15 protein-coding genes and 1 pseudogene are annotated in these 14,054 nt (G+C 58.5%); 7 read left to right on the forward strand and 9 right to left on the reverse strand.

Going from position 1 to position 14,054, the window contains the following annotated elements; all coding sequences use genetic code 11:
• Positions 1-214: 214 nt before the first annotated feature.
• From QA648_RS10950 to QA648_RS10960, 3 genes are all read left to right on the forward strand, one after another.
• On the forward strand, positions 215-1,771 hold the full coding sequence (locus tag QA648_RS10950) for a hypothetical protein (protein WP_283046864.1): 1,557 nt from the start codon (positions 215-217) through the stop codon (positions 1,769-1,771).
• A gap of 316 nt (positions 1,772-2,087) precedes the next feature.
• Positions 2,088-3,212: a LuxR C-terminal-related transcriptional regulator gene (locus QA648_RS10955; RefSeq protein ID WP_283046865.1), complete on the forward strand. Its 1,125-nt coding sequence runs from the start codon at positions 2,088-2,090 to the stop codon at positions 3,210-3,212.
• 434 nt (positions 3,213-3,646) lie between these two features.
• Positions 3,647-4,363, forward strand: a complete 717-nt coding sequence (locus QA648_RS10960; protein WP_283046866.1) for a hypothetical protein — start codon at positions 3,647-3,649, stop codon at positions 4,361-4,363.
• On the opposite strand, the pseudogene dnaE2 reads toward QA648_RS10960, so the two are convergent.
• From dnaE2 to QA648_RS10995, 7 genes and pseudogenes are all read right to left on the reverse strand, one after another.
• Positions 4,363-4,861: pseudogene (dnaE2, locus tag QA648_RS10965) on the reverse strand (error-prone DNA polymerase); the annotation flags it as partial. The gene QA648_RS10960 and the pseudogene dnaE2 sit on opposite strands and share 1 nt — an antisense overlap.
• A 5-nt stretch (positions 4,862-4,866) precedes the next feature.
• Entirely contained in the window at positions 4,867-5,472 is a 606-nt protein-coding gene (locus QA648_RS10970) for a hypothetical protein (protein WP_283046868.1), read from the reverse strand.
• Between the two features lie 56 nt (positions 5,473-5,528).
• Complete coding sequence (locus QA648_RS10975; protein ID WP_283046870.1) at positions 5,529-6,146, reverse strand: hypothetical protein; 618 nt, start codon at positions 6,144-6,146, stop codon at positions 5,529-5,531.
• Between the two features lie 113 nt (positions 6,147-6,259).
• Positions 6,260-7,600 carry an AAA family ATPase gene (locus tag QA648_RS10980; RefSeq protein ID WP_283046871.1) on the reverse strand — a complete coding sequence of 447 codons (1,341 nt, stop codon included), beginning with the start codon at positions 7,598-7,600 and terminating at the stop codon, positions 6,260-6,262.
• Between the two features lie 95 nt (positions 7,601-7,695).
• Positions 7,696-9,264: a hypothetical protein gene (locus QA648_RS10985; RefSeq protein ID WP_283046873.1), complete on the reverse strand. Its 1,569-nt coding sequence runs from the start codon at positions 9,262-9,264 to the stop codon at positions 7,696-7,698.
• On the reverse strand, positions 9,218-9,451 hold the full coding sequence (locus tag QA648_RS10990; RefSeq protein ID WP_283046875.1) for a hypothetical protein: 234 nt from the start codon (positions 9,449-9,451) through the stop codon (positions 9,218-9,220). The genes QA648_RS10985 and QA648_RS10990 overlap by 47 nt, the downstream gene beginning before the upstream one ends.
• Entirely contained in the window at positions 9,448-10,536 is a 1,089-nt protein-coding gene (locus tag QA648_RS10995; protein ID WP_283046877.1) for a dsDNA nuclease domain-containing protein, read from the reverse strand. Before QA648_RS10995 ends, QA648_RS10990 begins: the two co-directional genes overlap by 4 nt.
• Positions 10,537-10,720: 184 nt before the next feature.
• Here QA648_RS10995 and QA648_RS11000 point away from each other — a divergent pair, with 184 nt between their 5' ends.
• Positions 10,721-11,116: a hypothetical protein gene (locus tag QA648_RS11000; RefSeq protein WP_283046878.1), complete on the forward strand. Its 396-nt coding sequence runs from the start codon at positions 10,721-10,723 to the stop codon at positions 11,114-11,116.
• Here the strand turns inward: QA648_RS11000 and QA648_RS11005 are convergent.
• Together QA648_RS11005 and QA648_RS11010 are read right to left on the reverse strand one after the other, a co-directional pair.
• Complete coding sequence (locus QA648_RS11005; RefSeq protein ID WP_283046880.1) at positions 11,069-11,482, reverse strand: hypothetical protein; 414 nt, start codon at positions 11,480-11,482, stop codon at positions 11,069-11,071. The genes QA648_RS11000 and QA648_RS11005 overlap by 48 nt on opposite strands.
• Before the next feature lie 50 nt (positions 11,483-11,532).
• Positions 11,533-12,183 (reverse strand): hypothetical protein, encoded by a 651-nt coding sequence (locus tag QA648_RS11010; RefSeq protein WP_283046881.1) that lies wholly within the window; start codon positions 12,181-12,183, stop codon positions 11,533-11,535.
• 39 nt (positions 12,184-12,222) lie between these two features.
• Between QA648_RS11010 and QA648_RS11015 the strand changes: the two genes are divergently transcribed.
• From QA648_RS11015 to QA648_RS11025, 3 genes are read left to right on the forward strand one after another with little or no spacing between them, the layout of a single operon-like run.
• Positions 12,223-13,053, forward strand: coding sequence for a hypothetical protein (locus tag QA648_RS11015; RefSeq protein WP_283046883.1), 831 nt, complete (start codon positions 12,223-12,225; stop codon positions 13,051-13,053).
• A 16-nt stretch (positions 13,054-13,069) separates the two neighbouring features.
• Positions 13,070-13,276, forward strand: coding sequence for a hypothetical protein (locus QA648_RS11020; protein ID WP_283046885.1), 207 nt, complete (start codon positions 13,070-13,072; stop codon positions 13,274-13,276).
• Positions 13,266-14,051: a hypothetical protein gene (locus QA648_RS11025; protein ID WP_283046887.1), complete on the forward strand. Its 786-nt coding sequence runs from the start codon at positions 13,266-13,268 to the stop codon at positions 14,049-14,051. The genes QA648_RS11020 and QA648_RS11025 overlap by 11 nt, the downstream gene beginning before the upstream one ends.
• Positions 14,052-14,054 lie beyond the last annotated feature (3 nt).

A 14,054-nucleotide genomic window follows, 5' to 3' on the forward strand; every position in this document is an offset into this window, starting at 1 on the left:
CAGCGTATTCGTGCCGAGGCGTAGCGAGCGATGTAAAACATGATGGCAGGAACATTTAGAGAACGAGATCACGGACGTCAAGAACCAATTTTCGCGACGGAGCGGTGACGCGCGACGCTCCGATCGCAATTCGCGCGAACGGCAAAGGAATGGCTAGGCTCCTCCCCCGGCCCCTCTGGTATAAGGTGCGCCTCGAACGTGATCGGAGGATTCGGTGGACGGTACGACAGACTTCGACCCTATTTTCGAGGACGACCGCCTCTGGTCAGAAACGCTCGTCTTTCCGCATCCTGCGAAGCTCGACGACGAAGCGATGGACTACTACTTCCCGGAATACGACGGACGATGGAGCAGGCAGACGAAGCGGGCTATGGAGAACTTCGCTGCCAAGGGTCTCGAAATGAACTCCAACTGGGCGCTCGAAAACCAGTTCTGGTCGTGTCCGGGCTGTGGCCGATCCAAGCCGGAAATCTTCCGGAAGTCGGCGAATGGGATACTCCTTGCGAAGCTGGAACTGCATCACGACCACCTGTGGGACGAGGGCCTGCGCCGACCTGAAAAGCTTCTCGGGCCGGAATGGAAGGGAAAGCTCATGGAGGGTGCGACGGTCGTCATGGATACGATCCGGTCGCTTGTCGTGCGCTTCGACGAGGCCCTCGTCTGCTCCGAATGCAACGCGGCCGATGGAAAGGCTAAGAAGGCCGTGGACGCCGATCCCAGCTTCAGCTTCGCGGCCGCGGAGATACGGACCTTTGCGAAGGCGATGCCCCATCACGACCACGAAATCGACGTCGATGCGGCGAAAGCCGTGTGGGATGGGGAGCGGCCGGGCTTTGAACGGCGTGTGGCCATCCTCGACATGCTCGTCGACGATCTCGCTGCCGGCCGGCTGCAGCGCCGGCTAGAAGGAAGGCTCCGCGTAGACCGCAGGATGTTCCAGCGGATCGGTGCCGAAGAGAATCTCCACAAGGCCTTCCTGAGGTCGGCGAAGGGCACGGTCAACACCGGGCTGCTTCAGACGATGCGAAGCGACTTCCTCGCTCGCTCTGTGCAGAAGGACGTCGTCAGGCGGGAGCGGACGAAGACAGTTGTCCGTCGCCCCACTGACGAGGAGTATAGCAGCTACGTCCCAGAAAACGTTGCCAGGAAATGGGCCGAGACCGGCGAAGACTGGACGTGCCCCTGCTGCGGACGCGGGAAGCGGGCTTCGATGCGACTGAGTTCGAAGAAGAAATGGACGGGGACGATCCGAGCAATCGCCCAGCACGACATCCTTCTCGATGAGGACGAAATCACTCTTCGAGAACGCCTGTTTCCAGGTTTCCCAAACGACCTGCACCTTCAGGAAATGAGGTGGGTGGACGTGTGCTCGGACTGTGCCGACATCGAAACTCGGATTGGGCAGTCCCGACGTGATCTGGCCGACGTCTATCTCTCGATCGACCAGATGAGGTCCAGCCTCGCCGATGTCGGGGACAACGTTCCGCACGAGATCGATTTCGATCTGGCGGTGGAGATGTCCGGCTCCAACTGGAGGTATCGGCACGCCGGCGAAGCCGTGTCGGCGTTCATCAGTCTCCGGAACAGCTTCCGATCCAGAATGGATTTCGCGAGCGAGCGGAAACACCTTCGGCAGGACACTTTCGCGCAGCTCGACTTCGAACTCGATGTGAGGCATCGGATCGAGAACGCGCAGGAACGGAAGGACATCATGGCCATGTTCAGGGATGGCGACTACAGCAGGGCGAGGAAGCGGTCGCAATGGTGGTGAGTTCTTGAGCCGCCGTGTTTTGTTGAGCCTGTTGGGCGATATCTTCCATCTCGAGGAATAGACGTTTATTCGACCCAGTTCACCGGGAAGCCGGAGGATCAGGCTAGACGCAACGGTCGTATTGGCAGTCTCATCTCTTGATCCTCTGGTTAAACTGACTCGATCTATAGCTCTGGCCCTGTTCGCTTCCATCATCCATTTGGAGGAGAAATTGCGAGCCTCTCGACAAGAAGCTCATTCCGATCCGGCGACGGGAGAAGGGCGCAGCATCGACAGGCCGTTTACAAACGGCGTATATTGTGACCAAGTCGCTATCATGTTCCGGGAATTCCAACCCGAGGCGGTAGGCGTGGATATAGGGCTACTGGGGAAGGCCACCGATCTATTCTTCGAGGCGTCCATTGGCATCGCATCTTGGCACGATGCGCTGGATGTTTTTGCACGAGGGGGAGGTGCGGCTGGAGCAAACGTCATGCCCATTCGCGCCCAGGTACCCGGTTCCATCGAATTCACCCACAACGCGAGGGAAATGACGGAGTTCTATCTTCGACACGAACTCTACAAAACCTGTGTTCGCGCGCGAGGCATTCCTGCTCTAGAACGCAAGGGGATCATGACCGACAAGGATTGCGCGACGGAAGAAGAATACCGAACCGATCCATATTATCAGGAGTTCCTGCGTCCACACGGTTTCTTTTATGGCGCTTATGTCGGCATCAACATAGAGAACGATCTCTACGCCGTTCTCCTCAATCGGGGACTTGGCGATGCCCCCTTCTCCGATGAGGAGCAGGCGATCCTGCACCGCTTTCGCAATCAGATGTCGGTCGCCGGAACGGTGGCTCGAAAACTTGCGCACGCAAAAATAGAAGCGATGCACGACGCATTCGATCTCATGGACGTCGCAGGACTGTTTTTCGACCGGGCCGGCAACATCATCCGGGTCAATGCGAAAGCAGAAACCATGCTCACGCATGGTGTCAATCTCAAGCAAGGCCGGATCTCCACCGCGCGCGGTGGAGACGGCGCCCGTGTGAAAGCGGCCGCATGCGACGCCATTCTGAACCCAGGTGGAACAGTGAATGGTGATGGCCTCGTCAGACTGGCGCGGGATGGCAGGCGCGATCTTGTTTTGAAAATACAAAGACTGCGCGGCAACCTGCTGGATGTCTTCAATACGGGATGGGCGATCGGAATCCTGGTCGATCCCGACGAGAATCGACGTCCGGGCGACTTGCGCGTCGCACGTGCTTTATTTGGCTTGACTGGAACCGAAGCCAAGATTGCGGGCCTACTTGCCACCGGTAAGGAACTGAGCCATGTCGCGGACGTCTGCAATGTCACATATGAGACTGCCAGGACGCATCTTCGAGCTATCTTTGCGAAAACCGACACCTCCAAGCAGGGACAGTTGATTGCGCTACTCAACAAGCTCAACTGAGGATGCTGGGTATCGGTTCAACGTGTCGACACTCGTCAGATACAAGCCTTCTCTTCCCCGCGCATGCCTCCGCCCAGTCTCATGATTTGGGGGAGGCGGTTCGGCGATCCGGATAGAAGGCAACGATTTCTAGAAAAGCCACCAGCGCAGACGAGAACAGGCCGCGGCCGGTCCTGTCCACGCAAATGCTCCGTCGTTTCCGTTCCTTTGAACGTAATAAGTCGTTCACGACCTAGTCCGAACCTGTCTGGGCTATAGCAGGCTTGTGACTTCTACCTCAATTGGAGGAGGCCAATGTGTTTACGTGAATGCTATAAGAAAAAAAGAATCATGACAGAATATATAGCTCATGAGCACAGGTAAATAGAACACAACCTATTTGTGGAAAAGTATAAAATGAACGTTCGGCCTTGAAATCACCAAAGGATGAAAAGATGAACTTAAAGAACCTGTCGGCAATATGCTTCTACTCGTCTGCCTTGCTCGCGGCCTCGCACGCCAACGCGGAATTCAATTTGGTGCCGCCGCTTGGCCCACCGCCGCCTGGTCTTTCTGTTATTCCCGTTCCAGGAAGCAATACACAGGCAGCCGCCATATCAAATACTGACGACATCGTCGTCATCGCCACCAGAATCAACCCGGAGCGCGCAGCTAAAAATCTTGGAACTGTTTTGCGTGAGTGCACCGGTAATGAGATCTGCAACGGCGCCTTAGATGCGGCGCTGGCAGAGTTCGGGATTCCGGAAGGGTCCGCTAAAATGGCAATGGATTTTATTCCCAACGTCACTCAGGGCGGAGAGAATACGTTCTATGATCTTCAACTGCCTTCAGGCTATTCCTTCTGCCACATGAAAATGGATTTTTACTCCGCTGTTCCGGCGAGCGGCGATCGTGCATCATTTATCGACATGAACTTAACAGCGGCCCTTGTCAGAATTAACACCTGGACACCGGTGCGCGGTCTTGGTGAGGGCAGGTCTTGGGTCGACGCATTCATCACTGTAGAGGGGGTGCGGAACGACGTCGCCGATCAATGGTACTCCAGTGGAAAATGCACAATGGCAAGAAATGAAAGACTGACTTGCCGCGGCGATTTCAACAGCAGCCAGGTTAACCATGGCCAACCAGGGTGCCGCGACATTACGTTTTGACCCGGCGACCCGTGTGCGAACTCATCGCCCCTGCCATCGGATTCTTTACGTCGATTTCCCGATCGGCCAGACGCCACAGGTCGCCGGAAAGGTCGTAAAGCTGTTGTGCAAGACATGGACGACATCGCCTCCTCTCTGGATGCAGCCGTTCATCGCCATCGTGGAAGCCCGGACGACGATCCGACGGCGTCTCTCGAAGAGCGAGGGCCAGATGACGACGTGCGCCGGGCCGGTCTTGTCCTCGATCGTGATGAACAACGCCCTTCGCGGAGCCGGGCTTCTGACGGACGAAAACAAGTCGGCCGTCAGAAGCCAACGGCGTTCGCAGGCATTCATGGCGTCGCCGCAGGTGACGATGTTGCGCTTCTGGAGATCCCGCCGAAGGAATGCGATGGGGTGCTCTCGGAGCGTCAGGCCGACGTCGCCGTAGTCTTCGACAAAGTTATCGCCGCGCGTCATCTGCCTGAGCTCGATTAACGGCTCCTGCTGCTCCGGGATCCGCTCTACTCGTGCAGTCCCCAGTTCCGCTTCTCATCGTTCCGGCGGTTGAACGCCTCGAACGGAAGTCCCGAACCGGAGCTGCGAGCGACGCCGTCGCTGCCCGTCCAGGTGAAGATGGACTCGTAGCCGATAGTCTTCCCGCTGTTGCTGGAGAAGCCGCGGATGTCCTTGTGAACCGGAATGCCGGCCAGTGTCAGGCTGCCCGGCCCCGGCCCAGCGTTCTTGAAGAAGACGCGGTTCATGAGGTGATGGTCGTGAAAATCGCTCTCGCGCATGAGAGCTACAGCTTCGACGCAGTCCTTCCTGCGCTTGCGCTCTCGGATTTCCTCCCGCAATGGCTCGTCGTCGCGGGCGTATGCTTCGGCCTCCGGCGCTTCCTGCGGTGACTTCCCCTTCTGCATTGGAAGCAAGCCTTCCTTGTACGCCTGAAAGATCGCGGCCGCCGCGTCGGGGCCGATCACCGTGACCAGATCGAAGAGGCTATCGCTGCGGGGATGAAGGTCGCGTTTCAGCTCCCTCGACAGCAGGTCTCCCTCCATGACAAGGGTGTATGCCTTGCGTGGCGCGACGCCGGGGAGGCTTTTCAGGAATTCGGAAACTGGTTGCATGGCATCCGGATGCCAGATTCGCACCTATGACGCCAGAGCCTCGTTCGGGGACAGGTTCAGAGCTTTCGGCCGTGGGCGAGCCCGTCGGCGTTTGGATGGGGCGAGTTGGCGGCGCTAGTAGCGGGATCAAAGCAGCCACTCTCACGCGTCCCTGGGTGGTCGTTTACGAGCCGAGCCAGAACAGCCGGCTGATCCTCGAATACCTTCATCCATATGCTGAAGCAGCCCTCGCTGATCGCGCTGTTGGATACCATCTCGAGAAGGTCTTCGTCGTCCGGATTCTTCAGGAAGTTCCGCCTGGCGACAACCGCGTGTCCCCAAGCTTCCTGTCGCTTCGATATTCGGTCCGTGACGACGAGCTTCTCGTTGCCGTCCATGAAGGGCGTGACCACCTTGTCAAGGCCGACAAGCTCGAGGGTTCTGGTCGCCGCCGCGGTCTGAGGTGCCGTGAGACCCGCGCGCACCGAAACTTTCCCGTCGTCGGTATAGTCGAATGCCAAAAACGTGTTGTCACGATCCGGAAGGAGCACGTCCGTTAGAGCGAACGGCTTCGATCCCTTCGATGAATTGCAGTTCCCGCAGGCAAGAAGGAAGTTGGTCCACCGTCCCTCCAGGTGGGCGTAGGCAGGTATAGCTTTGGCTTGGATGTGTTCCACCGCGAGGTTGGAATCCACACGTCTCTCACAAAAGCTGCAATAGCAGCCGATGCGCCCTCGAAGGTGGTCCCTGGCATCCCCGTAAGGATTGAAGTCGCCCACTTGAGGCGAGAGGTTCCGTCGAATGGGTCTCATTCGTACTTGCCTGCGGCAAGCTGCATCTCAAGAAAGGCTTGATAGGCCGGATTGTCAGCGTATGGAGCGGTCGCCTCGGCCAGCTTCGCCTTGAACTCGCCAAAAGACTCCTTCGGTATCGGCCGATTCTCCTCGATCTCTTCAAGAAGTTCTCGCGCGGTGTCTTTCATCTCGCCGTACCTGCGGCTGACGCCGCTGTCGTCGACGCCCATCAAGCCTTCGGCGACCTCCTGAATCGACAAGTTCGCGACGTCCGGGATCGCTTGTCCATCGAGGACGATCAGTTCCTCGCCGGAGCGCAGGGATTGGACGATGAACGGCGAATGGGTCGTGCAGATGAATTGCACATTCGGGAACGTCCGCCGAAGATCGTCCACGATCCGACGCTGCCATTTCGGATGGAGATGCAGGTCGAGTTCGTCGATCATGACAACGCCGTCGGTTTTGGCGAGAGCCTCGGCACCGAGATGGGGATTGAGCATCACTATCTTGATGGCCAGATCGGCAACCATCGCTACGACATTGCGGTAACCATCGCTGAGGTCCGAAAAGGCCACGGAGCGGCCCTCGGCGTATTGCAAAACCAAATCCTTGAGAGACAGGTTGACGGCGACCGACGCGAGTTCAGGCATCATCGAGTGGATCGCGCCGTAGACCGCCTGTAAAAACGCAGATTCGCGTCCTTCGTCGAGCTCGATCCGTCGCTCCTCGACCATCCACCAAACGAGCTTCTTCGAGCTGTTTCCAGGGTCCATGCTGGATTCGTATCCGACCAGGGGCGATCGAAGGGAGTCCAAATATTTGTCGACGACATCGCGGTAATCAGTGTCGGTGCTACGGCCGCTGGTCACGCGTTTTTCGGGTTCCCAAAGACGTCCTGCGCTGAAGTAGCGAACGACCGGAAGCGTCGGGCGCTCGCCCATCATAAGAGCCCGTTCGTAACGCCGCGCGGCCGATTGCAAGTTCTCAGTATCGGTCTGCGTCGTCTTCCGTTTGGGACCTTTCAATTCTCGACGCCATCGCAGGTGCTCGGTAAGCGGTGCTTCAATGTGATCAACGTCGCCGGCGGCGATAATCTCGACAGGATATTGAGGTAGGCGCCGTGCTCTGGTCTCGACCTTGTCGAGGACGTATCGGACATCGCTCTCACGTATGTTGCGCGAAGTGGGACCGTTGAATCCCAGCAGCCACGAGCCGACCGCGACCGCGGCCGCTTCCAGGACGGTCGTCTTGCCGGAAGCATTCTCGCCGATGATTAGATTGAACTCCGGATGAAATCTGAAACTGCGCTGCTCGAAGCTGCGGAAGTTCTTGATCTCGAGTTCGGTCAACCTCATCAGGCACTCTCATGTTGTGGCAGGACCAATGCTGGTCGGGAATCCTTTGGCGTTCATCTATTTACAGACGCGCGCAAGTGAAACGCAACCGTCGCCTACTCCATCGCGAGGATCTTCTGGAAGAACGGATCGAAGACGGCTTTCACCTCTTCAAACTCCTTCTCTCGAAGAACTTGGCGCTTCGCCTCGCCGTAAGTGGCGATGGTGACGCCCTCGAAATCAAGTCCCGAAGCGTCCTCGGTCGCGACGATCGTCTGCGCGTCGTCTGGAACGTGTTCGAAAATGAATTTCACCATCTGGGGAAGATGAACCTTGTCCTGACCCTGCTGGTTCGGGGAGTCGATGACTACGGGGAACCTGACGTTCGTCGTGAATTTGATCTTGGTGTGGAGGAAGGCGTAATAGTACGCCAGTAGCGCGCGCGGGCCTTCGCTGCCGCGCGCCACGCTGATGGAAACGATCGACTGCTTGTCCGGATCGTCGAGATGGACGTCCAGTTCCTGCGAATACATCGAAAGACGGGTGCGATAGAACTTCCTGATGTCCGACGTGCGCGTCCTGTCAGTGAACTCGTTCATAGAAGCGCGCAGGGTGTCGGTTCTGGTTCTGGAGCCATCCGCCGCCACGATCTTCTCGTTCAACGATACCCGAAGGAGCTTGGCAGCCTCCGTCTTACCGGCCGCAACGAGCACGTCGTTTAGGGACAGCGACTGCTTCCGGGTATCGAGGATCTTCTGGACGCGCGAGAGGCTTGCGCTGATCGCTTCGAGCTTGCCGCGCTCGGCCCTCTCCTTTTCGACCAGCCTCTCCAGCTTCGACTGGGCGTCGGTCAGCGCTTTCGACAGGACACCCTCGTCCTCGATCAATGCGAATCTTTCGACAAGGGAGTTCTGATACTCGTGCCCGCAGGTCGGGCACTCGACCTGCCGCGGCAATGAGGACGCCAGTTCGAACTCGCCCCGCATTTCATTGAGCGCGTTCTTGAGGAGGACCGCCTCGGCCCTGACGAGGTGCGATTCCTCATGGAGGTCGGATACCGTGCGGCGATGGTCTGACTGCAGGACAAGAAGCCGTTCGCTTTCCGCGACGAGGTCCTCGCACTCGCTGGCGAATTCCTGCAGGTCGTAGGTCGGCGTCGTGCCTTCGATCTCCTCGATCTGGGTCATCGCCTGACGCAGCGTCTCGACGGCGGTCTCCAGACTGGAGAGGACGATCTTCTCCTTGGTCAGCTCTGCCTTGGCGGCATAATAGCCGTCCGGCCGTATGCCGGAATGATAGTCGGCAAGCGTGACCGCGCTTTCCGGCAGGTAGAAGTCCTTGCGGAAGGAAACCCAGGTATTGTCCCAGCTTCCGTCCTGGTCGACGTAGAACGGCGCGAACAGATACGCGGGCGGAGGGGTCAGCGTATCGCCGTCCTTGTCCACCATCTCCAGCTTGAAGCCGAAGAACTCCGCAAGCTTCGGCCCCCAGTCCTTGACCAGCCGCTGACCCCAGAACCGTCTGTCGCCCTTTTCGTCGAAGAGCGAATGGACGCCATGCGCCTTCACCGAAAACCAGGTCGATCCCGCGAACTCGAATTCAAGGCAGCTTGAGACGTTGGCACTCTTCCAGCGATCGTCAATCTTGTTCGGCGTCGCTCCCAGGGCCTCGTACAGGCTCTTCATTATGACCGATTTTCCAAAGCCGTTTGCGCCTTGGATCAACAGCTTTTGCGAGTGCAATGGTACGTGCAACGCTCTCTTTTCGACCTGCGACAACAGGTAGAGATTTATGAATTTTACCGTTGGCATTGCTGCTCTCGCTCAGTTTTCGAAGGACGCGTCGCAGTCTCGTCGTGTCGTCTTCTGTCATGTCATGGCTTCCATCAGTTCGACGATCATGGCGGACTGGAGATCGTAGAGCTCCGACGCGGGTTCGTTTATACCGTGGGCCTTCAAGGCTATGGCCGCTTCGAGCACGCTGTCCATATCGCTCACCGAGGTCTTGCCGATGGCGTCGCCGATCGCCGCGCTCAGCTTGGCGGCCGTCCGGTCACCTGCGCGACGTGCGTTGACGTAGGACATGCACCTGTTCTTGATGCGCTGGATCTGCAGCGCACGCATTCCGTCGTCAGCGAGTTCGTCGTTCACGGTAGGCCACCACTCGACGAGATTTTTCGACCTGCTTTGAACCCGGACGATCAGACGACTGATCGCCTCGCGATCGAGGGCGACGCGCTTGCGGAGTTCTTCGACTGTCGCCGACTTCGTCTTGTTGCCGGTGCACTCACCGGCAGCGGCCAAGAGGGCCGTATAGAAGGGGCTGGAGACCGCTACGAAGTCCGGGTCGAGTTCTTCCAGCATCGTTACGATCCTGCCAAGCACCGTGGCGCGATAGCTCTCCAGGTCGAAGGGAACGCGCTCGAAGGTCAGAAGCGTCGTGTAGGTCTTGTCGAAGCCGGCAGGGAAGTCCGCCTCCAACGCCTTCATCAGCGCATCCTGATCGGCGGAGCAGAGCTCGGCGACCGAAAGCTCGCCGTCGTGGAGATCGGATTTCGTTGCCGTCGCCAAGGTGGCGCTCAACGGCCTATTGGACAATATCGACGCCCGTCGGATTTCGGGTCCGAACTGAGCGACATTGTAGTACGCCTTGCCGACGATGGATTTTGGCAGCTCGCCTTTGGGGCTTCGCCGAGCGAGCCTCTTCGCAGTCCATGTGAGTTCGCCGCTAGACTTTACCTGGTAGAAGGACAACTCGGAGTTCTCCCCCTCCCCGACGAAGACGACGAGGTCGTCGTGATGATCGAACAGGGCGACGAATTCCTTGCCCTGTCTGAAGAGGTCGAGAACCAGCGCCATCGACACGTTCACCTGGTAGTCGAAGGCCTTGAACGCCGAGGAGCCCGCGGTTTCGCGAGGCTGTTTCGATGCTACCGTCGTTAGTGTGGGCTTTGGCAAGGAGACTCGTTCCGGAAGGGTTTGAATCTTTTACTACTTGTTGCTGAAAATGGAAGTGGAAGTTGCAATCGGACGGGTCGTTACAAGTCTGGACTAGCCCTTGTGGTGCCGGTGGTGGACGCCGTGCGCGCTTGTCGGCTTCCGAAGCATTGATGCCGGCAGGCTTGAGCCGCATCCTGTGCGGATGGACGATCTAAGAACACCACACTCCACGAGATCTGTAACGCCGGACCCGCTCGGTCGCGGTGCCTACCTGCCGAAAAAGCGGCCCGAAAGAACTGCGCAGGAAAGGCTGCTGGGCATCGCTCGAATCTCCCAGAAAATGGGAGATGTTACGACCGCTCGGGCCGCGTTGGATCAGTTGGCGTCTCTTCCCACACAAAAAAATCTGACTGAAGAAATCCTGCGCGTGTGCGACCTTGTCCGAGTAGATTTCGACAAGGAAAAGGTCCTTGGACAGGGCTCGTTGCTCAATCTGGACCATGCCGCCGTCAAGATTGAGATCAAGCGTGGGAAGATACCTGCGGCGATCCTAGAAGCGGCGACGCGGCATCGGCACAGAGGTGTCAGCGATATTTGAGCTGAAACGCTCGGCGGCGTCGTAAGCATCGGTTTCGTCTTCGGCGGCATAGACCTCGTTCGGTGCCGCGGCCTGCATAAGAAAGTAGTCCAACCCACTTCCCAAGTTCGCCACCACGAATATTACACCGTCGACAACGTCTAGCAGAACCCATCGGCCGTCGACGAAAGCGGGCTCCCTTCGGGCAACGCCCTGGACTTCTTCTGGTTTCGGGATGTCGGCTCCTTCTTCCCACTCGGCTTGCTGGAGATCATATAGTTCGTTTGCGATTTCCTCACGGGATAGGGAGCAGCGTGTCACCTGCTTTCCCGTGGTGACGCCGAAGAAAATCGGCCTTGCGTTATATTCGAAGAAAACGATGATCATCGGGCACTCCTTATGAAGCGACCGCATAGCATTCGGGCATCTACAAGATCTTAAGCGAAGGTCCTTGACGCCGCGAACGAAATAAGAACATATGCCTCGCACGACATCCATATGATCCCGTGATGACAGCGGCGGATGTCCTTCTTCGTTTCCCTGAGGAGACATGTGATGGCCACGTTGCAGATACGAATAGGTACCGTCGGTCGGGCTTGATGACCCGAGACGAAGCGCGTGACCTCCTTTCCGGTCAGAAAATTCGGCAGTCCGAGCAACAATCGTTCGATCTTGGTTAACGGATTTCGACGCCTCCTGTGCCTCGAATCCTTCGTCATGTCGTCGATGGTTCGCTCGTTGCGCATGGATTCGTGAATCCTTGCGGCGGGCATCCCACGAGTGCGGAAAAGTCCTTTTCCGACGCCGGCTTCCGCTCCTCCCGCCGAAACGAAAATACCTGGGAACGAGAGGGCGAATCCTTTCGCCTTCAGCAAGGATTCGCGCACTCGGTAAGGATTCGCATTGGCACTAAGCCATTGATACGGCAACATTTTATTGCCGTCGATTTTGGCTGAAGAGATCTTGTCAGGAAGCTCCGGATACGCCAAATGGGTCCCGTACCCGGCCGATCGGCTCCACCAGCCACCGACCAAACCTGATGCAAACAACGTCGCTTCCGAGGCCCGGAGCGCGAACGGGAAAGCCATGTCCGCATGGTGCTTCCGGCCAGAAGAAGGAAGGCAGTAATGGAATTCGAAAAGAAGCTGCAGAACAAGGCGCACTGGAAACACGTCTTCTCCGCGGACAACATCGCGCACCGGAGCATCAAGCTGGAGTCTTCCTGCAAGCCTCCCATGTGGTTCCCGACCTCGAAGTCGGTCAGCCGTCTCCTCCAGACGCGGGAACCCCTCATGCACGATCTGCTGACCCATCTGGACGTCAACTCGGACGTGATTGCGATCGCGGAGTACCCGGAAGAGGTGGAGTACTGGACAGTCGCGACCAACGGGGAGCCGACCATCCGCAGTCACGTGCCGAATTTGGCGGTACTCATGCGCGACGGCTTGGTGGCCGTGATCGACGTGATGAGCACGGCGAACCAGGCCGAGCGCCCAGGGATCGACCAACGGACGGACGATCTGAAGGCACACTACCAAGGTCTCCAAGCCCACTACGTCCTTCTCGACGAAAAGACCATTCGTCAGCAGCCGCACTTCGACAACCGCCGCCACATGTGGTCGCTTAGAAAGGTTGCTGGCCAGCATCCAGACTACGATCGAATCGCTCGGAGCATTCTCAAGCAGCCTCTCCCTCTGAGTATTCGCGACCTTATGCGCCGCGTGAGGCCGATCGTCCTATCGTCCGACTGGTCGGACGAGACTGGCCCGGTCTTCACCGCTGTCGCGCAGCTTGCCATGGCGGGTCAAGTCCAGGTCGACATGAACCGTCGGTTCTCGCAGCACACCGTCGTGCGCTTCCGACCGCAGCTCGGTGAAGTCCGTCCATTGCCCCCATCCCGTCGCAGGCCCGCCAGCTCTCTGGGTACCACGCGTGGCCCGGCGACCGCAGCCGCGTGACCTGTAGGGGAAACCGATGAAACAGCAGTCTATGGAACCCCATTTTCGGAAGCTCGGAACGACCGAGCTTCCATTCTTCGACATCCGGGCCGAGCTGTTGGAACGTCTCTCGTTCCTCGGCACGTCCCCGCTCGTACTGGTGCCAGAGATCGAATTCGACACGATCGCCGTGCGCCGTTTCCATCTCTCCCAATTAGGCAAGGAGATTGTAAATGCTGAGTGAAGTCGCTCGTCAGACCCGCCTGGACGCCCTCTGGAAGCACGTGTTCGGCCCCGAGCACAAGCCGGTGAAGACTTACAAGCCCAGGATCCGTCACCGCAACATGCGGGGAAGGTTCCCGACCGAAAAGTGCCGCTCGACGGGGATGATCAGAACAAGGCTGCCGCTAATGCTCGACGGCCTCGTCCACCTCGACACCGATCCGAACGTCGTCGCGATCGCCGCCTACCCAACCACCTTCGACTTCCTGTCGGCCAACGGCGACGGCAATGTAGTCGGTCGGAGCCATATCCCGGATGTCGGCGTGCTGCAGGCAAGCGGCAAGGTCGTGTTCGTCGACTGGATCCCTTTCCGCCTCCAGCAGGACCTCCCCTGGTTGAAGCAGAGGACGGCCGAGCTGCGGCTGCATCTCGAGCAGTACGGCGCCGAGTATGCGGTGCACGACGAGCGGTCTATCTACATCCAGCCGCGCTTCAGCAATCTCAACCTGATGGAGGCGCACAAGCCGCTGCCCTACCAGCACGCTGGCATCGACGAGACCTGCAGGGCGATCATGCGTCAGCCGCTGCCGTCCACCATCGGAGAACTGTGCAGAATGTCCGCGCCGAACGCCCTCGTCGCTCGATGGGAGGACGAGCCGGCAGGTGCGTTCCGCGTCGTGCCGGAAGTCAACGTCGTCTTCACCGCCTGCATGCAGCTCGCCTACCGGGGCGAGATCGAACTCGACATCTCGCGTCCGTTCTCGCCGAGGACGCGGGTGACGCGCGCGAAGGCCTGACCG

The sequence above is a fragment of the Rhizobium sp. CB3171 genome (genome assembly GCF_029714265.1).
Classification (GTDB): Bacteria; Pseudomonadota; Alphaproteobacteria; order Rhizobiales; family Rhizobiaceae; genus Rhizobium.